Source organism: Salmonella sp. NW38 (genome assembly GCF_051807745.1).
GTDB classification, from domain to species: domain Bacteria; phylum Pseudomonadota; class Gammaproteobacteria; order Enterobacterales; family Enterobacteriaceae; genus Salmonella; species Salmonella enterica.
This window is the reverse complement of record NZ_JAMMTO010000005.1, coordinates 119,791-138,320: the sequence shown is the minus strand read 5'-3', so window position 1 is coordinate 138,320 and position 18,530 is coordinate 119,791. Positions and strand designations below refer to the sequence as shown.

The window sequence follows — 18,530 nt, the reverse complement described above, 5'->3', positions numbered from 1 at the left end:
GTCAGGCCCGTTCACGTTTTTACTCTTGTGGATCGACTGGCGGGATGGCGGGCGCAGGTTTTACTTCTTCAGGCTTGTCGCGAGCTTCCAGTTCGCTGAGGCGTTGCTCCAGCAGCGCCAGTTTTTCCCGGGTGCGCAGCAAGACCTGAGTCTGGACATCAAACTCTTCGCGGCTCACCAGATCGAGACGCGTCAGCTGAGATTGCAGCGTTTGACGGATTTTTTTCTCGATATCTTCCCCGAACTCGCGAATGCCTTTCGGCATTGACTCATGAACCTGGCGTGCGATTTGCTCAATTTTTTTCGGGTCAATCATTGTGGTTTCCCTGAACTGGTAAGTGTTAGCTCTTATTGTAGTGCGATATGTGGACGCCATAAACCAGAATTGTGTGACGTCATACGGAGTAAAGGCGTTGATGAAGGTAATCAATAGCGTTATAGTTAACCCGCTTATTCTCAGGGCGGGGCGAAATTCCCCACCGGCGGTAAATCAGCGATGTTTAACGCATTTCTCATCACGGCGCGCCGTGACGGAACGCGGAGAGCAGGTTGAAAGCCCGCGAGCGCTTTTTGCCATAGCGAAAAGGTCAGCAGATCCGGTGTAATTCCGGGGCCGACGGTTAAAGTCCGGATGGGAGAGGGTAACGATCCAGTCGGGCATGGACCCGCTCACGTTATTTTTTTGCCGCTTGTCGGCACTCCTAAGACTGCCCTGATTCTGGTAACCATAATGTTAATGAGGTTTTTTTACCATGAATCAGACGCTACTTTCCTCTTTTGGTACGCCTTTTGAACGTGTTGAACTTGCACTGGATGCGCTGCGTGAAGGACGCGGTGTGATGGTGCTTGATGATGAAGATCGTGAAAACGAAGGCGATATGATTTTCCCCGCAGAGACGATGACCGTAGAACAGATGGCGTTAACCATTCGTCACGGTAGCGGTATTGTTTGCCTGTGTATTACTGAAGACCGTCGTAAGCAGCTCGACTTGCCAATGATGGTGGAAAACAACACCAGCGCCTACGGCACCGGTTTTACCGTGACCATTGAAGCCGCAGAAGGCGTGACCACCGGCGTTTCCGCCGCTGACCGTGTCACTACGGTGCGTGCGGCAATTAAGGATGGCGCAAAACCGTCCGATCTTAACCGTCCGGGGCACGTTTTCCCACTACGCGCTCAGGCGGGCGGCGTGCTGACGCGCGGCGGTCATACGGAGGCGACCATCGATCTGATGACGCTGGCTGGTTTTAAACCTGCAGGTGTACTGTGCGAGTTGACTAACGACGATGGGACGATGGCGCGCGCGCCGGAGTGTATCGCGTTTGCAGGCCAGCATAATATGGCGGTGGTCACGATTGAAGATCTGGTGGCTTACCGCCAGGCGCATGAGCGCAAAGCCAGCTGATCGAACGGATCATGGTTGAAAAAAGCCGATGAGATGTCATCGGCTTTTTTGTATTCTTTCGGTGCCATATCGTTCAGTTTCAAAGGACGACGAATAAGCTGAATGGTAAAATTATTGTGAGAAAAGCAGAGGCCTGAATGCAGACCTCTGCTTTGGTTTATCTATTCAGGTTATTTTCCTCTGGCCAGTTTCAATGCCCAGGCGCCGCTCATCACCAGCAGCAGAATCAGGCACAACCCAAAGGCCAACATACATGCCTGCGCCATGTTCATAAAGTGCCAGGGCGGAAGCAGATACCAGCCTTCGGACTGCTGGTAGAGATCGACAAACCACTGCTGTACGCTACTGAGCGTTACGCCATCAGGGACGATAGGCGCGTCATAACCGCAGTCTCCGGTAGGTTTAAACCACTCCGGTGCCCATTCCGCCAACGGTAAGTTGAAAGGAAAGGTCGGATCAGTCGAACATCCTTGCACGCCAAAAAGTGAATCGGGGTCCGCATTATGTACCGCATGATGGATACCATTAAGCTTAATAGAAAACTTAATGCCCATAATGCTGCCATAAAACGCCGCGATGCAGCCAATCAGCTTCAGCACGATATTTTTGGGATTTATCGCCGCAATCACCCCGCCAATTACCATCACAAACATCGCGTAACGAATGTAAACACACTGTTCGCACGGCGCCATGTAGAGATAGATTTGGAAGAACGAGTGCGCCAGGATAATTAACCCTCCCATCGCGATGGCCATTAACAGCCACAGAAAGCGCTGTTCCTGCCATCTCACCAGCGTATCTACTGGTCTTGCGCGTAGGTCTCGCCATAATCCCTTAATAAAATCCATAATCGTTTCCCTGCTTATTTTTTAGTGGCCAGTTCCCGAACGAGTTCAGCCATAGAATCGATGGATTTGATGTTTTTGGTATAGATAAGGTACTTGCCGTTGACGACGTAAGCCGGAACACCCTGAATTTTGGCAACGTCATAGGCGGCTTTCCATTTTTCCAGAGTCTCCTGAACGGCAGGATCTTTCAGCGCCGCTTCAAAATCAGCCTGGCTCATGCCTGCGGCGTCCAGCCCGGTTTTAATAAATGCCGCCGGATCTTTCCCATCTGACCAGCGCTCTTTCTTATCATGGTAAGCCGCGTACCAGGCGAAATTCGCTTTTTTGAATTGTGATTTAGCATCAAATAACGAAATCCCGGCAGCTTTATCTTTAGCGATCAGGACTGCAAATACTTCGCTGGCCTGTTTGCCATATTCGCCTTTTGTTTCCAGGTGGAACGGGGTGAACGTAACGAGATCGGCTACTTTATCAGAAACCGGACCTGTTACGGCTTTGTCATATTTGTAGCAGAAAGGGCAGGCGTAGCTAAATACCTTAATCAGCGTTTTATCCGCATTAGGAATCGGTTTCTCCAGAACCATATAATCTGTGCCCTCGGTAAAAGCCGATGCCGCAAAAGGAGTGACCAATGCCGCGGTTAATACTACGCTTTTAAATAAAGAGGTAATCCATTTAGATGACATATTAATTCCTTCCCGTGATTTATTTAAACATTTGCGTTGGATGAACCAGTAATGCACGATAGTGAGTCTGGTTGGGTTTATCCGACAGCACATCAATTTCAACTTTCACTTCTTTCGTTTTATAGTCAATCTCATTCAGTTTGCCGACTGTTGGTTTACCAACGTCGAACAGGTTAATAGAACCGCCAAAGCCGAACATGGTGTCGCGGTCTTTTTGATATTCAACAACCGAGGTAATAGGACTATAGAAATCATATCCACGTTCTTTACCGTATTCCCAAACTTGTTGTACGGTGCCTTTCTTCTCATCGATCTTATATTCGACAAAACGGGAATATTTCATGGTCGGTAGAGCCGGTTGCTCCAGGCCGCGACCATCGCCGTTATCAAAGACCGTTAACGTGCCTTTGCTGGAAAGCCATGCCGTATGTTGGGTATAGGTGAAATCGAAATCGGTGTCCTTACACTTGCCATTTTCGTCACAGGTCAACGGCTTACCATGATCGTCTACCGGTTTCAGCAATTTACTGGCTAGCTGCTTATTCCAGCCTTTAGACGGTGCCAGTATCCATTTCACCTGCTTATCGCGACCAATTTTTACAATACCCTGATGGCGGGAAGAAAGGATGATGGAGTCGTCTTTCGCGTCATAAGCGATAGAGTTGACGTGCGCCCAGTTACGACCGGCACCAACGCCAAGCGCATCGCCATACGGCGTATCCGGTTCGAGTTTCGCCTGCTGCCCGGCATGGGCCAGATCGACGTTCACGCATACTGCGCCCGCATCCAGCGCGCCGAGCAGCGCATCACGCATAGGGTCGAGGATTTTGGTTAAATCCCAAACGTCTACTACGCGGCCAGACTTATCGACCTCAATGATTTGGTCACGAATCGTATGAACATGTATGCCGTCTTCTTTGCGGTAATCGCGTTTGCCGACGCGCAGCAGTACGGTGCCGTTCACGGTTTCGATGGATTCATGAGACGCATCCAGGAACCCGCGCGGCAGTTTATGATCGGCAAGAATTTGCCCCATCATGTCAAACTCGTACCAGTGTTGGCCCTGCACCGCGGTAAAGGTGCCGCGAGGCGTTTCACGAATACCCATCAGGTAGCCGCGTTTGTTGATATTCATATCGTGGCCGTCGTAGAAGGTATCTTGATCCAGCCACCAGCGATATTCACCCTGGGTGTCGACCACAAACGTATAAGGGGCGATATCGAAAGGCAAAGCCCCGCCCGCCGGACCGGCATCAAGAATGCCCGCATTTTTATCTTTTTCGCCGTGCCAGTGAAATTCAGCGCCCTGCGGCGTAAAGGTATGGGTATTTACCAGATAAAGGCGATCTTCAAATCCTGGCGCGACTTTAATAACTTTCGTTTGCTGGAGATCTGAAATAGAACGGTTATCCATATAATGGTTGACGATGGCGGACGTCTGCACCACATAGTCATCCTTCATGGCTTTGCCGTTTTCTTTATATTCTACTGTGACGTTGTTGGCAAATTTCTGATAAAGGCCAAAAATAGGAATACCGTCATAGGTTTCTAAAGACTCTTTCCCAACGGTATAAGTAACGGGAACGCCTTTTTCCCCTTTGCCATGTACAGTAACTTTAACGTCTGAAATAACATGGCTATCTAATTCCACCAGTGCGGTGAGAGGGGCATTACCGTAAGGATCGACAACGACTGCGCCTAATTTTCCTGCGGGCTGCGCCGGTTGAAAACCTGCGGCAAACGTACTGGCTGCGGTGAGTCCGCATGTCAGTGCGACGGCACCGGCAAGTATTGTTTTCCGGTATTGGTCAAACATGGATATATCTCCTTATATACAACTTCTAAATATAATACTTCTGTATATACTATGTTTTTATTAATGATAAATGAGGTAAATGATTGGTCTTTAAATATAAGTCATGATGCTATTACTTATTTTAAAGTATATTTTGTATCAATATTTTTTAATTGCCTGAGTGAGTCGATAGTAGGAGTGTGATATTTTAAGAACAATATAAATTAGTACGAAGTGTGATCTTATCGACATTGTTTTCTGCTTAATACCTCTTTCATTATTGTGTTTCACCACTGATTTATATGATCAAAATCATTTATTTGTTCCACAAATATGCCAGTATATGAATACGTCAAAATAAGGGTATGTAAAATTTTAACGTTAAATGTTTAGTGATGTTAAATTTTAAGGGTAAAAAGGATGTTTATTGCCTGGTATTGGATAATATTAATCGTTCTGGTGGTAGTAGGGTATATTTGCCATATGAAGCGTTATTGCAGAGCGTTTCGGCAAGACAGAGATGCATTACTTGAAGCGCGAACGAAACGTTTTCGCCAGACGAACGAAGGCGACAGCGTGATGAATGAGCAGAAATAGCGCATATCCTTGACGGGCAGCCGGATGTTGCCTGGCTAAAGGCCTGCATCCGGCGCGAGGTTTCTCTTAACCGATACCTATCGTCTGCAAAATGACGAGACTGAGCCCCATGATGGACATACCGCAAAGCACGCCATAGCTGGGGTTATTGTTAGGATCGATCTCTTTTGCCAGCGGCATCAGTTCATCGACGGAGAGCGCCACCATAATACCGGCGACTGCCGCCATGATAGCCGCCATAACGATTGGCGAAACCAGACTGCCCAAAATCAGCCACGCCAGCACGCCGCCAAGAATTTCCGCCATGCCGGAGATACCGGCCCAAAAAATCGCGGTACGTTTTGAGCCCGTCGCGGCATAAACCGGACCGGCAACCGCCAGACCTTCAGGAATATTGTGCAACGCCACCGCCAGTGCGATGCCGAAACCCAGTTCAAGATTGCTGCTGGCAGTGACAAAGGTGGCGATCCCTTCCGGAAAGTTGTGCAGGCTAATGCCGAGCGTCAATAAAATCGCAGTGCGTTTTATCGAGCCGGGAAGCGGCTGCTGCCTCTTTTGCACCAGATCCTGCGGATGAGCGTGAGGAAGCAGGCGGTCCAGCCCGAAGTAGCCCAACAGGCCGATAATAAACATTCCGTAGCCCAGTACGGGCGACATTCCCTCGGTATCAAGCGCGGCGGGCAGCATCTCCATCAGCGAGATGAGCAGCATGATCCCTGCGGCGAAGCCCAGAGAAAAAGCCAGCACGCGATTAGACGGTTTTTGGCCGAGAACGCCAAGAAACGCGCCAATAAAGGTGGCGGCGCCCGCCAGTAAGGTCAGAATAAGTGGTACTGACATCCATTACTCCTTATCAATTTGCCGTCCGAACCTGACCTTCAAAATAACTGATGATCTTCATCATAGTTATCTGAGTTCTTCCTCTGTGAAGAAAGCGTATGGTGATGTTAACAAAATGTCTTTCCTGTAAGGATAACATCATGTCTTTAACGTGTATGCCAGCATTGTTTTTGGGGCATGGCAGCCCGATGAACGTGCTGGACGATAACGATTATACCCGCGCCTGGCGGCGATTGGGGGAAGCCCTGCCTCGACCACAGGCGATAGTGGTGGTGTCGGCGCACTGGTATACCCGCGGGACGGGCGTCACAGCGATGGAAAGGCCGCAAACTCTCCATGATTTTGGCGGTTTTCCGCAGGCGCTGTATGACACGCATTATCCGGCCCCTGGATCGCCTGCGCTGGCGCAGCGTTTGGTTGAACTGTTGGCTCCCGTTCCCGTCGCGCTCGATAAAGAGGCGTGGGGATTTGATCATGGCTCCTGGGGCGTATTGATCAAGATGTACCCGAATGCGGATATCCCGATGGTGCAGCTTAGTGTTGATAGTACCAAACCGGCGGCATGGCATTTTGAGGTGGGTCGTAAGCTGGCGACGCTGCGTGACGAAGGCGTGATGCTGGTGGCCAGCGGGAATGTGGTTCATAACCTGCGGACTGTGCGTTGGCACGGTGACAATATACCGTATCCCTGGGCGGCGTCATTTAATGACTTTGTGAAAGCCAATCTGACGTGGCAGGGGCCGGTAGAACAGCACCCGCTGGTGAATTATCTGCAACATGAAGGGGGGGCCTTATCGAACCCGACGCCGGAGCACTTTTTACCTTTGCTGTATGTACTTGGCGCCTGGGACGGCAAGGAGCCTATCACCATCCCGGTCGACGGTATTGAGATGGGCAGTATAAGTATGTTGTCGGTGCAGGTGGGGTAGGCCGGATAAGGCGCGGAATGATTGCCCGATGGCGCTACGCGCATCGGGCTTACAGGAGAATCTATCCTTCGACAAAAATATGCGGATAGAAGCGGGAGAGATCCTGGGTGATCAGCGCCCGATCTTCACGGATACCAATTCCGGCGGGCTGATCGTTAATCAGCCAGCTACCAATCAGGGTGTAACTGTCGCCGAATTTTGGCAGCGGATAGAACTGTTGCACGATCATACCCTCTTCGCCATACGGGCCTTCCACGGATTCGATCGTTTTACCGTTCTCAATAATCGATACGTTCGCCCCTTCGCGGGAGAAGATCGGTTTCACGACATATTTATCCATTGGCGGATGTTCGTCTTCGGCGAAATACGCAGGCAACAGATTCGGATGGTCCGGGAACATCTCCCACAACAGCGGCAACAACGCTTTATTGGAGATAATGCTTTTCCAGGCCGGCTCCAGCCAGCGCACGCCGGCATCTTCCAGCTTGGTGGAAAACATCTCGCGCAGCATAAATTCCCACGGATAGAGCTTGAACAGGTTCGCAATGACCTGATCCTGCAGATCCGTAAATTGGCCTTTTTCCCCCAGACCAATATCGTCGATATAGAGAAATTCGGTGGCGATTTCCGCTTCGGCCGCGCAATCCTGTAAATACTGAATGGTGCCGCGATCCTCAACCGTATCGCGACAGCAGGTGAGATGCAGCAACTGAAAACCGTACTGCTCGCGAAGTTCAGCAAAGCGTTCAATCAGCTTTTCCTGCAGGCTATTAAACTGATCGCTGCCTTCCGGCAGATTGCCCGCGTTGATCTGATCTTCCAGCCAAATCCACTGAAAAAACGCCGCTTCATACAGCGACGTTGGCGTGTCGGCATTATTTTCGAGCAGCTTAGGCTCGCCGATGCCGTCCCAGGCCAGATCGAGGCGGGAATAGAGCGACGGTTGTTGCGTTTGCCAGGACTGGCGAACAAAACCCCAGGTATGTTTTGGAATACGAAACTTCGTCATCAGCTCATCGCTGGCGATGACGCGTTCTACTACCTTGAGGCACATCTGGTGCAGCTCGGCGGTAACGTCTTCCAGTTTTTCCACCTGGGCGAGCGTTAACTTGTAATAAGCGTCTTCACACCAGTACGGTTCACCATACATAGTGTGAAAATTAAACCCGTATTCAGTCGCTTTATCGCGCCAGTCCGGGCGCTCGGTAATACTGACTCTTTCCATGCGTATCAGCCGCCCATCGAACGTGTTGAAGTACCGGCAGCGCTACGCTGCATGGTGCTCTGTTTGGCGACGGATTCGCCAAAACCGCCGCGGGTAACGGTTGTTGTGGTGGCAGGTTTCGGCGCCATCGCGGTTTTCGGTACGGTCATTGTCCGGCCCGGTTGCGCCGCGCCGTAGTTTTTACCTGCCGCATCGGTATATTTGCCGTATGCAGGGCTGGCCGGGTTTTTCGAGCTAAACAGCGGCTGTTGCGCAAAGCCTGCGCCGCCGCCCATCAGACGTCCCATCATGTAACCTGCCATAAGCGGCATCCAGAAACTGCCGCTGGATTGTTGGGCCTGCGCCTGATTTTCCGGCGCCATGCCAGCCTGTGCGGGCGCTTGCTGGCACTGACCTTCGCCAAACTCAGCGACGCAATCTTCGCGTGTAGCGTACTTAGGCGCAGTACGTTCGGCCTCTTTCAGCGCATTGTTATACGCGGTTGTACACTCCGCGCTTTTGCCCGGATTCGCCGCTGAACAGTCATCAGCGTTTTGATACAGCGATACGGTTTCATCGCTTTTTTCACAGCCAGCCAGCATAAAAACAGCCGTAACCGCCAGGGCGACCGGCGTTAAATGCCGCGCGCTCCAGCTTTTGCGAAATGATGCGTGATGGATGGATTTTGTCCGTTTCATATTTGTCTTCCAGGACCCAGTGGTAAATACAACATGCGTTCAGAATAGAGGATGACTGGTCGAAATTGAAGCGAGAAAAGGCGAGAATGCGGCGGAATAGCAGGATCTTTACGTTGTCTTACGTTCAGGCGCGGCTTTATGACAGGTAGCGCCGCGCTTACCAGACCTACAAGGGCACAGGTCTGATAAGCGCAGCGCCAGCGAATAACTTATCAATGCCGGAATGGATTGCCGTTATTGCTGTTGGCGCGAGCGGCGGTCGGCTGTACTGCCGGCGCAGCGCTATGGGCATTATAACCGTCTGCGGCAGCATCCTGCTCTGGCGTTTCCGGCGCTACGCTTTCCGGCGACGTCGGGATAGGTTTACCCAACGTACTGTTAAGCGCGAGCAGATCCTGCTCGTTCAGCGTACCGAGCGCATATTTGATATTTAACTGATTAATCAAATAGGTATAACGCGCGTTGGCCAGTTGCTGCTTGGCATCATACAGAGTGGTGGTGGCATCCAGTACGTCAACAATGGTACGTGTACCGACCGAGTAACCGGCTTCCATTGCATCCAAAGAACTTTGCGCGGAAACGACTGCCTGTTTATACGCGTTGATGCTGCTGATGGAGGCGTTAATATTGTTAAAGGAAGAACGTACGGTCTGCACCACGCTACGGTGCGCGCTTTCCAGCTGTTCGCTTGCGCCGACGAAGTTATACTGCGCCTGTTTTACCTGCGAGTTAACCATCCCGCCTTGATACAGCGGCAGGGAGAAGTTCAGGCCGATTTTATTCTGCCCCATGTTGCTATCGTCGTACTGGGCGGAGTTGGTTTTAGAACCGCTATAAGAGGTATCAGAAATGCCGGTTGAGGCCGTTAAATTCAGCGTCGGCAGATGGCCATCCTGCGCCTGACGGATTTGTTCGCGCGCCAGATCCTGACTTAAACGCGCCTGCAACAGCGACAGGTTACGGTTTTCCGCTTCCTTCAGCAGCGCATTAACAGCTTTGGGTTTGTCGGTTTTAAAATGCTCGACGTTAAGCGACGCCAGCTCCGGGTAATAATTGCCGGTTACCTGGCGCAGCTCTTCTACCGCGTTATCCAGGTTGTTGCGGGCGGTCACTTCATTCGCCAGTACGGTATCATATTGCGCACGGGCGTTTTGCACGTCGGTAATGGCGACCAGACCCACGTTAAAACGTTGCGTCGTTTGATCTAACTGACGGTAGATAGCCTCTTTTTGTGCCTGGGTATAGGAAAGCACATCAATAGCGTTCAATACCTTAAAATACGCGTTCGCGGTATTGAGGATCAGCGTCTGCTGATCGGTCTGATAGGTGACATCCTGAATGCCTGCTGCTTTTTCTTGCAGGGTGAGCCCACGCCATTTCGACATGTCAAATAACGTCTGCGTTAATTGCAGGGAAGCGCTGGTTTCATTGGAGTTGATACCGTTCGCATCGCGATAACCGTTGCTGTAGGTGTAGTCGGCACCTAAACCCAGTTGCGGCAGTAAAGGACTACGCGCTTCGTTAATTTTTTCGAATGCAGCATCGCGATCGGCAGCGGATTTACGCAATTCCGGGTTGCTCAGGCGTGCTTGCTGATAAACTTGCATCAGGTTCTCTGCCTGGCTTAGTGTGCTGAACCCCGACAGGCTCAGGCCGATAAGGATGGGGAGCAATTTCTTCATTTGCATTCCTTGTTGTGAAGCAGTATTTAGCGCTGATCAATTTGTAAAAATAATTGCTGATTCTAGCAGAATCCGCCACTGCAAAAAGTTGGCGTTACGTGCCATACGAGCCTTAATTGGCACCAATTTACCACAAGGGTGATAAAACAGCAGTCAACCACCCTTGAAATTCATCATTTAATCATTATTGCTAGCAGGGCAGCACAATGCGTAAATCAGACAACTTGCCAGTTACTTTCACCAAAAGCGATGTAGAAATTATTGCACGGGAAACGCGCTATCGCGGTTTTTTTTCATTGGATGTGTATCGATTCCGCCATCGTTTATTCAACGGAGAAATGAGTGGCGAGGTAAAGCGCGAAATTTTTGAGCGCGGGCACGCCGCCGTCTTGCTACCCTTTGACCCTGAACGCGACGAGGTGGTGCTGGTCGAACAGATTCGTATTGCCGCGTATGACACAAGCGTTACGCCGTGGCTGCTGGAGATGGTCGCCGGCATGATAGAAGAAGGCGAAACCATTGAGGCGGTCGCCCGGCGAGAGGCGATGGAAGAAGCGGGGCTGACCGTAGGCCGCACCCGACCGGTCATCAGTTACCTGGCGAGTCCAGGAGGAACCAGCGAGCGCTCATCTATTCTGGTGGGTGAAGTGGACGCCACGACCGCGGCAGGTATTCATGGTCTGGCGGATGAAAACGAAGATATTCGGGTTCATGTGGTAAGCCGGGAACAGGCATACCAGTGGGTAGAAGAGGGGAAAATCGACAACGCAGCCGCAGTCATCGCTTTGCAATGGCTTCAGTTGCATCATCAAGAGTTAAAAAACGAGTGGAAAAAATGAAGCGTTATACACCTGACTTCCCAGAAATGATGCGTTTGTGCGAAACCAATTTTTCGCAATTGCGCCGCCTGCTGCCGCGCAATGACGCCCCCGGTGAAACGGTGAGCTATCAGGTGGGCAACGTACAATATCGGTTAACGATTGTGGAATCGACCCGATACACTACGCTTGTAACGATCGAGCAAACGGCGCCAGCCATCACCTACTGGAGCCTGCCGTCGCTGACGGTGCGCCTCTACCATGATGCGATGGTGGCTGAAGTGTGTTCAAGCCAGCAGATCTTTCGCTTCAAAGCGCGGTATGATTATCCAAATAAAAAGTTGCATCAACGCGACGAAAAGCATCAAATTAATCAGTTTCTGGCCGACTGGCTACGATTCTGTTTAGCACATGGAGCGATGGCGATTCCGGTTTATTAGCGTCGTGAAACCTAAGGACACCATTTGGAAAGCCTGTTAACCCTACCTCTGGCTGGTGAGGCCCGAGTCAGGATTTTACAAATTACAGATACTCACCTGTTTGCCGAAAAGCATGAAACGCTGTTAGGCGTCAATACCTGGGAAAGTTACCAGGCTGTGCTGGAGGCTATTCGGGCGCAACAGTATGAATATGATCTGATCGTGGCCACCGGCGATCTGGCGCAGGATCAATCCGCTGCGGCTTATCAGCATTTTGCTGAGGGTATCGCAAGCTTTCGCGCGCCTTGCGTTTGGCTACCGGGCAATCATGATTTTCAGCCGGCAATGTACAGCGCGCTGCAAGAGGCGGGGATTTCCCCGGCTAAACGCGTGTTAATCGGTGAACAATGGCAGATTTTGTTGCTGGATAGCCAGGTGTTTGGCGTCCCGCATGGCGAACTGAGCGAGTTCCAACTGGAATGGCTTGAGCGTAAGCTCGCCGATGCGCCAGAGAGACAGACATTGCTCCTTTTGCACCATCATCCGTTGCCGGCAGGGTGCAGTTGGTTGGATCAGCACAGCTTGCGTAATGCCGGTGAGCTGGATAGCGTGCTGGCGAATTTCCCGCGTGTAAAATATCTGTTATGCGGACATATTCACCAGGAGCTGGATCTTGACTGGAACGGTCGCCGTCTGTTGGCGTCGCCGTCAACCTGCGTACAGTTCAAACCACACTGCGCGAACTTTACGCTGGATACTATCGCGCCGGGCTGGCGTACGCTGGAGCTCCGGGCGAACGGCGTCCTGGAGACGGAAGTGCATCGCCTGCAGGATACCCGGTTCCGACCCGATACCGCTTCGGAAGGATACTGATGTCTACGCTTCTCTATTTGCACGGATTCAACAGTTCCCCTCGCTCGGCAAAAGCGTGCCAGCTAAAAAACTGGCTGGCGGAGCGTCATCCGCATGTTGAGATGATCGTCCCTCAGCTGCCGCCGTATCCTGCCGATGCGGCGGAGTTGCTGGAATCTCTCGTGCTTGAGCATGGCGGTGCGCCATTAGGGCTGGTAGGATCGTCGCTGGGTGGTTATTACGCCACCTGGCTGTCGCAATGTTTTATGCTGCCGGCTGTGGTGGTGAATCCCGCCGTGCGGCCCTTTGAATTACTGACCGACTATCTCGGTCAGAACGAGAACCCCTACACCGGGCAGCAATATGTGCTAGAGTCTCGCCATATTTATGATCTTAAAGTCATGCAGATTGACCCGCTGGAAGCGCCGGACCTGATCTGGCTACTGCAACAGACGGGCGATGAAGTGCTGGATTACCGCCAGGCGGTGGCATATTACGCCTCCTGCCGTCAGACAGTGACCGAGGGTGGTAATCACGCATTCACGGGCTTCGAAGATTATTTCAACCAGATTGTCGATTTTCTTGGACTGCACAGTTGCTGACAATCAATTCGAATTGCTAATTAAACCATGACGCAAACTTATAACGCTGATGCCATTGAGGTACTCACTGGGCTTGAGCCGGTACGCCGCCGCCCGGGGATGTACACCGATACGACCCGCCCCAACCATTTGGGTCAGGAAGTGATTGATAATAGTGTGGATGAAGCACTGGCAGGTCACGCCAAACGTGTGGATGTCATTTTACATGCCGATCAATCGCTGGAAGTGATTGACGACGGACGCGGAATGCCGGTGGATATCCATCCGGAAGAGGGGGTTCCGGCGGTAGAACTGATCCTCTGTCGGCTTCATGCCGGCGGTAAATTCTCCAATAAGAACTATCAGTTCTCTGGTGGTCTGCATGGGGTGGGGATTTCGGTAGTAAATGCCCTGTCAAAGCGCGTGGAAGTGACCGTGCGCCGCGACGGTCAGGTCTATAACATCGCGTTTGAAAACGGCGAAAAAGTGCAGGATTTGCAGGTTGTCGGCACCTGCGGTAAACGTAATACTGGCACCAGCGTCCATTTCTGGCCGGACGAAAGTTTCTTCGACAGCCCGCGTTTTTCTGTCTCTCGCTTAATGCACGTTCTGAAAGCAAAAGCGGTGCTGTGTCCCGGCGTGGAAATCACTTTTAAAGATGAAGTGAATAACAGCGAGCAGCGCTGGTGCTACCAGGATGGCCTGAACGACTATCTGGGCGAAGCGGTAAATGGCCTGCCGACGCTGCCGGAAAAGCCGTTTATCGGTAATTTTAACGGTGAAACGGAAGCGGTTGACTGGGCGCTATTGTGGCTGCCGGAAGGCGGCGAATTACTGACGGAAAGCTACGTCAACCTGATCCCGACCATGCAGGGGGGGACGCACGTCAACGGTCTGCGCCAGGGCCTGCTCGACGCGATGCGCGAATTTTGCGAATACCGCAATATTCTGCCGCGCGGCGTTAAACTGTCGGCGGAAGATATCTGGGATCGCTGCGCTTATGTGCTCTCCGTGAAAATGCAGGACCCGCAATTTGCCGGGCAGACTAAAGAGCGTCTGTCGTCGCGTCAATGTGCGGCATTTGTTTCCGGCGTGGTGAAAGATGCCTTCAGCCTGTGGCTGAACCAGAACGTGCAGGCGGCGGAACAACTGGCAGAGATGGCGATTGCCAGCGCGCAGCGGCGACTGCGCGCCGCAAAAAAAGTGGTGCGCAAAAAGCTCACCAGCGGTCCGGCGTTACCGGGGAAACTGGCGGACTGTACCGCGCAGGATCTTAATCGGACCGAGCTGTTCCTTGTGGAAGGGGATTCGGCAGGCGGTTCCGCCAAGCAGGCGCGCGATCGCGAATATCAGGCGATCATGCCGCTCAAAGGTAAGATCCTTAACACCTGGGAAGTCTCTTCCGATGAAGTGCTGGCCTCGCAAGAGGTGCATGATATTTCCGTGGCGATCGGTATCGATCCGGACAGCGACGATCTGAGTCAGCTGCGCTACGGCAAGATCTGTATCCTGGCGGATGCGGACTCCGATGGTTTGCATATCGCTACTCTGCTTTGCGCGCTGTTTGTCAGACATTTCCGCGCGCTGGTGAAGAATGGTCATGTCTACGTCGCGCTGCCGCCGCTATACCGTATCGATTTGGGTAAAGAGGTCTATTACGCGCTGACGGAAGAAGAGAAGGCGGGCGTACTGGAACAACTGAAGCGTAAGAAAGGTAAGCCGAACGTACAGCGTTTCAAAGGCCTGGGTGAAATGAACCCGATGCAGTTACGCGAAACCACGCTTGATCCAAATACTCGCCGCCTGGTGCAGCTCACCATTAGCGATGAAGACGATCAGCGTACTAACGCGATGATGGATATGCTGCTGGCGAAGAAACGTTCTGAAGATCGACGCAACTGGCTACAGGAAAAAGGCGATCTCGCGGATCTCGACGTGTAACGGTTGTTGCACGCTTTATCCGGTCTGCGCGCCGCAGGCCGGATAAGCGAATCCGACATGACGCCGCAGCCTGATGGCGACACTTGCGCATCGCATCAGGGCCGACGTCAGACGAGGGTAATAACTTAAACGCCGGATTCCAGAATACGAATATTCATTTCCAGCACATCGTCTTTTACCGCGTCGCTATAGGCTTTCATATGCGGGGTTTGCAGATGCGCCTCAAGGTGCGCAACGCTTTCCCACTGTTCAATCATCACGATCGAGTCAGGCGCCAAAGTCTGAAAACTCACGCCCGCGGCATGATCCACCATCGGCGCGTAACCGTGGCACCCCTCTTCTTTAAGAACGGTTGGAATAATTTTCGCAAACTGGTCGAGGACGGCCTGACGGTGATGTTGGCCCGGACGCGTGCGAATTTCGGCAATGACGGTAAGCATGGTTAACTCCTTCTAATTCCAGGATGACCAGTTAAGCAAAAATTTCGCTCAGATGCTTGCGATATTCTGCGGTATAGCGCGGAACATCCGGCATTTTAATCACGTCGTTGGCAATAAACGTTGGTAGCGCGTCCATGCCCAGGAACTGGTTGGCTTTATGGAATGGCAGATAGACGCCATCTACGCCTACGCCGTGGAAAAACTGATCTTTTTCGGTAAATGCTTCCATCGGCGCGTTCCACGTCAGTGACAGCATATATTTTTTCCCCTGCACCAGACCGCCGGAACCGTACTTTTTAGCGGCATCGGAACGCGTGCGGCCATCGCTGGCATAGAGCGTGCCGTGACCTTCGGTAAAGACATCATCCATATATTTTTTTACTGTCCATGGCGCGCCCATCCACCAGCCTGGCATCTGCCAAATCACCACGTCAGCCCAGACGAAATTCTGCACCTCTTCTTTAATGTCATAGTCGCTGTCGGCGCGGACGATCTTAACCTGATGACCCAGATCGCGCAGCAGCCCATCGGCAACTTCGGTCAGGGTGTCATTTAACTGGCCGTTGGAGTGCGCGAATTTTTTCGCCCCGTTGATAATCAGGATGTTACTCATTTTGTGTCCTCAAGAAATGCGTTTGCTGCTGATTCTACGCTGACGGGCGGTGCAGTGAAATTAGCAAAATGTGCAAAGTCTTTTGCGTTTTTGGCAAAAGTCTCTGTTACCAACTTACTATGGCCTCAAATCCACCTTCCGCGGCGTTGCCAAACGACACCGTCATGCCGTGCAGCGTAGCGATGCGACGGACGATTGATAATCCCAGACCGCTGCCGGTCACACTTTGGCCTGGCGGGCGGTAAAAACGCTCGCCGATATGCGTCAGAATCTCTGGCGCTACGCCGGGGCCATTATCTCTGACGGTGAAGCTGCGGGCGTGTAAGGTAACGTCGACGACGCTGCCCTGCGGACTGTAGCGAATCGCATTATCCAGCAGGTTACGCACTAACAGGCTTAAGAGTAGCGGCTGGCCGGTACGTATGACGTCATGGGCGTTAAGCTGTAAACGCACGTCGATATTCGCCTGCTGCGCCGGATGATAAATATCCATTACCGCGGACTGCAGCAGCTCTTCCAGCGAAATCTCCGCCACATCCTGCAAATTATTGAGCGAGTCGAGACGCGATAACGTCAGTAGCTGATCGACCAGCCGCGTGGCGCGATCGATCCCCGCATGGAGCTGGGTCAGCGCTTTATCGCGTGAGAGCGGATCGTCGCCCGAGAGCTGCGCCACCTCGGTTTGTACTTTCAGCGCGGCCAGCGGGCTGCGCAATTCATGGGCAGCGTCGGAGGTAAATCGCCGTTCGCGCACCATCATGGAGTGGATGCGGCTAAAAAGCTGATTAAGCGCTTCGACCAGTGGGCGAACCTCGCTCGGTACGCCTTTGGCGTCGAGCGGTGTTTCCGATTCCGGCGACCGGAAGCGCAGCGCCTGCGCCAGTTTTTTCAACGGTCTGAGCTCGCGGTGAAGCAGGAGTAATAAAATCAGTAGCATGAAGGGAAGGGCGAGCAGCCACGGCGTTAATTGCGCCGCCACGATCGCCAGCGCCATATCTTCGCGGTAATCCCACTCCTGACCGACGACGATACGATACTTACCGTCCGCCGAGTTCAACCACAAAAAACGCCAGAGGTCGTTGTCATCCTTCAGATAGCCATTGTCGAAACCTTCCCGGCGATAGCGATACGGAATATCCTGGCCGTTGTCGCCATCATGCAGCAACATTTTGCCGTCAGCGGAAAAGATGGCGAATGCCAGCGCATCGTCATCGATATGCCCATGTTTTAATTTCTTTGGCGTATGCGCCATGCGCTGCGGGGCGTTGATCTCGTTAAGATCGAGGGTGCTAAGCCGTCTGGCGAACAACATCAACTGTGTGTCAAACAGCTCGTCGACATTATCCGTCGTCTTTCTCCAGGCCACAAAACTGGAGATTGCCCAGGTGATGGAGACCAGAATCAGAAAAATAAGCGTCAGCCTGACGCGCAGGCTGAGACGTTGCGTCAATTTCATGCGTCACCCAGGGTATAGCCGATGCCGTGTACGGTGCGAATAAATTCACTGCCGAGCTTGCGGCGTAAATGATGAACATGGACTTCCACTGCATTGCTGGACACGTCGTCATCCCAGTTATACAGCTTCTCTTCAATAAGCTTGCGCGGCAGCACGCGACCTTTGTTGCGCAGTAAGAGTTCCAGCAACGCGAACTCTTTTGGTTTTAAGGCCAGCGGTTCGCCGGCAAGCGTCGCGACGAGATTGCCTGGATTGAGCGTCACCTGGCCGTGGCGCAATTCGCTACTGGCCTGACCGCTGGCGCGGCGTACCAGCGCCTCCAGACGGGCGGCGACCTCAATGAGCGCGAAAGGTTTACATAAATAGTCATCGGCGCCCAGACGTAGCCCCTCGACGCGCTCTGCTAACGCGTCGCGCGCCGTCAGGATCAGGACCGGTTCCTGTTTACCCTTTTCGCGCCATTCGCGCAAAATATCCCGTCCGTCCATGCCTGGCAGCGTCAAATCTAAAATAACCGCATCATAAGGCGCGCTGTAAAGCGCCTCTTTGCCCGGACGTCCCTCGGTAAACCAGTCGACGCTGAAACCCATTTTACTCAGGCCCGCTTTTATGCCATCGCCAATAAGTGTGTCATCTTCTACCAGTAAAATTCGCATCTGTTCTTCCTTGCGGTAACTCGCGTTGCCGTCAGTTAACCTTGTCGCCGCAGGCGATGTACAGAAAAA

The 18,530-nt window shown here is 52.3% G+C and carries 20 protein-coding genes and 1 riboswitch; of the genes, 8 read left to right on the top strand and 12 right to left on the bottom strand.

Going from position 1 to position 18,530, the window contains the following annotated elements; translation table 11 throughout:
• Nucleotides 1–19: 19 nt before the first annotated feature.
• On the bottom strand, nt 20–316 hold the full coding sequence (gene ubiK / locus NA624_RS10810) for a ubiquinone biosynthesis accessory factor UbiK (protein WP_000566824.1): 297 nt from the start codon (nt 314–316) through the stop codon (nt 20–22).
• A gap of 132 nt (nt 317–448) precedes the next feature.
• Nucleotides 449–647, top strand: a riboswitch (FMN riboswitch).
• Nucleotides 648–752: 105 nt separating this feature from the next.
• Here ubiK and ribB point away from each other — a divergent pair.
• The gene (gene ribB, locus NA624_RS10805; RefSeq protein ID WP_001076978.1) at nt 753–1,406 is read left to right on the top strand and encodes a 3,4-dihydroxy-2-butanone-4-phosphate synthase; all 654 of its coding nucleotides are present in this window, start codon (nt 753–755) and stop codon (nt 1,404–1,406) included.
• A 170-nt stretch (nt 1,407–1,576) separates the two neighbouring features.
• Here the strand turns inward: ribB and dsbI are convergent, their stop codons facing one another.
• Genes dsbI through NA624_RS10790 form a run of 3 tightly spaced genes read right to left on the bottom strand, consistent with a single transcriptional unit; the run spans nt 1,577 to nt 4,756 of the window.
• Nucleotides 1,577–2,254: a protein-disulfide oxidoreductase DsbI gene (gene dsbI / locus NA624_RS10800; RefSeq protein ID WP_000345576.1), complete on the bottom strand. Its 678-nt coding sequence runs from the start codon at nt 2,252–2,254 to the stop codon at nt 1,577–1,579.
• A 14-nt stretch (nt 2,255–2,268) separates the two neighbouring features.
• Nucleotides 2,269–2,940, bottom strand: coding sequence for a thiol:disulfide interchange protein DsbA/DsbL (locus tag NA624_RS10795; RefSeq protein ID WP_000096233.1), 672 nt, complete (start codon nt 2,938–2,940; stop codon nt 2,269–2,271).
• Between the two features lie 19 nt (nt 2,941–2,959).
• Entirely contained in the window at nt 2,960–4,756 is a 1,797-nt protein-coding gene (locus NA624_RS10790; protein WP_000460265.1) for an aryl-sulfate sulfotransferase, read from the bottom strand.
• Between the two features lie 399 nt (nt 4,757–5,155).
• Here NA624_RS10790 and NA624_RS10785 point away from each other — a divergent pair, with 399 nt between their 5' ends.
• On the top strand, nt 5,156–5,332 hold the full coding sequence (locus NA624_RS10785) for a hypothetical protein (RefSeq protein WP_000469257.1): 177 nt from the start codon (nt 5,156–5,158) through the stop codon (nt 5,330–5,332).
• A gap of 66 nt (nt 5,333–5,398) precedes the next feature.
• Here NA624_RS10785 and zupT read toward each other — a convergent pair whose 3' ends face one another.
• Nucleotides 5,399–6,172, bottom strand: coding sequence for a zinc transporter ZupT (gene zupT, locus NA624_RS10780; protein ID WP_000115874.1), 774 nt, complete (start codon nt 6,170–6,172; stop codon nt 5,399–5,401).
• Nucleotides 6,173–6,312: 140 nt separating this feature from the next.
• Here zupT and ygiD point away from each other — a divergent pair, with 140 nt between their 5' ends.
• Complete coding sequence (gene ygiD / locus NA624_RS10775) at nt 6,313–7,101, top strand: 4,5-DOPA dioxygenase extradiol (protein ID WP_001520560.1); 789 nt, start codon at nt 6,313–6,315, stop codon at nt 7,099–7,101.
• Between the two features lie 61 nt (nt 7,102–7,162).
• Here the strand turns inward: ygiD and NA624_RS10770 are convergent, their stop codons facing one another.
• From NA624_RS10770 to tolC, 3 genes are all read right to left on the bottom strand, one after another.
• Entirely contained in the window at nt 7,163–8,326 is a 1,164-nt protein-coding gene (locus NA624_RS10770) for a glutathionylspermidine synthase family protein (RefSeq protein ID WP_000442833.1), read from the bottom strand.
• A 5-nt stretch (nt 8,327–8,331) separates the two neighbouring features.
• Complete coding sequence (locus NA624_RS10765; protein WP_000831528.1) at nt 8,332–9,003, bottom strand: DUF1190 family protein; 672 nt, start codon at nt 9,001–9,003, stop codon at nt 8,332–8,334.
• A gap of 212 nt (nt 9,004–9,215) precedes the next feature.
• Nucleotides 9,216–10,691, bottom strand: coding sequence for an outer membrane channel protein TolC (gene tolC / locus NA624_RS10760; protein WP_001663008.1), 1,476 nt, complete (start codon nt 10,689–10,691; stop codon nt 9,216–9,218).
• A gap of 200 nt (nt 10,692–10,891) precedes the next feature.
• On the opposite strand from tolC, the gene nudF reads away from it, so the two are divergent.
• From nudF to parE, 5 genes are read left to right on the top strand one after another with little or no spacing between them, the layout of a single operon-like run.
• A complete protein-coding gene (gene nudF, locus NA624_RS10755) occupies nt 10,892–11,524 on the top strand; it encodes an ADP-ribose diphosphatase (protein WP_001231950.1) in 633 nt (210 codons plus the stop codon).
• On the top strand, nt 11,521–11,943 hold the full coding sequence (locus NA624_RS10750) for a DUF1249 family protein (RefSeq protein WP_000833404.1): 423 nt from the start codon (nt 11,521–11,523) through the stop codon (nt 11,941–11,943). The genes nudF and NA624_RS10750 overlap by 4 nt, the downstream gene beginning before the upstream one ends.
• A gap of 24 nt (nt 11,944–11,967) precedes the next feature.
• Nucleotides 11,968–12,795, top strand: coding sequence for a 3',5'-cyclic-AMP phosphodiesterase (gene cpdA, locus NA624_RS10745; protein WP_000444735.1), 828 nt, complete (start codon nt 11,968–11,970; stop codon nt 12,793–12,795).
• Nucleotides 12,795–13,376 (top strand): esterase YqiA, encoded by a 582-nt coding sequence (gene yqiA, locus NA624_RS10740; protein ID WP_000105725.1) that lies wholly within the window; start codon nt 12,795–12,797, stop codon nt 13,374–13,376. The genes cpdA and yqiA overlap by 1 nt, the downstream gene beginning before the upstream one ends.
• A gap of 27 nt (nt 13,377–13,403) precedes the next feature.
• Nucleotides 13,404–15,296, top strand: a complete 1,893-nt coding sequence (parE, locus tag NA624_RS10735; RefSeq protein ID WP_000195318.1) for a DNA topoisomerase IV subunit B — start codon at nt 13,404–13,406, stop codon at nt 15,294–15,296.
• Nucleotides 15,297–15,421: 125 nt separating this feature from the next.
• Here parE and NA624_RS10730 read toward each other — a convergent pair whose 3' ends face one another.
• From NA624_RS10730 to qseB, 4 genes are all read right to left on the bottom strand, one after another.
• The gene (locus tag NA624_RS10730; RefSeq protein ID WP_000958587.1) at nt 15,422–15,736 is read right to left on the bottom strand and encodes a putative quinol monooxygenase; all 315 of its coding nucleotides are present in this window, start codon (nt 15,734–15,736) and stop codon (nt 15,422–15,424) included.
• 31 nt (nt 15,737–15,767) lie between these two features.
• Entirely contained in the window at nt 15,768–16,349 is a 582-nt protein-coding gene (locus tag NA624_RS10725) for an NAD(P)H-dependent oxidoreductase (RefSeq protein ID WP_000065416.1), read from the bottom strand.
• 106 nt (nt 16,350–16,455) lie between these two features.
• Complete coding sequence (gene qseC / locus NA624_RS10720) at nt 16,456–17,805, bottom strand: quorum sensing histidine kinase QseC (protein ID WP_000779331.1); 1,350 nt, start codon at nt 17,803–17,805, stop codon at nt 16,456–16,458.
• Nucleotides 17,802–18,461: a quorum sensing response regulator transcription factor QseB gene (qseB, locus tag NA624_RS10715; protein ID WP_001221574.1), complete on the bottom strand. Its 660-nt coding sequence runs from the start codon at nt 18,459–18,461 to the stop codon at nt 17,802–17,804. Before qseB ends, qseC begins: the two co-directional genes overlap by 4 nt.
• Nucleotides 18,462–18,530: the final 69 nt, after the last annotated feature.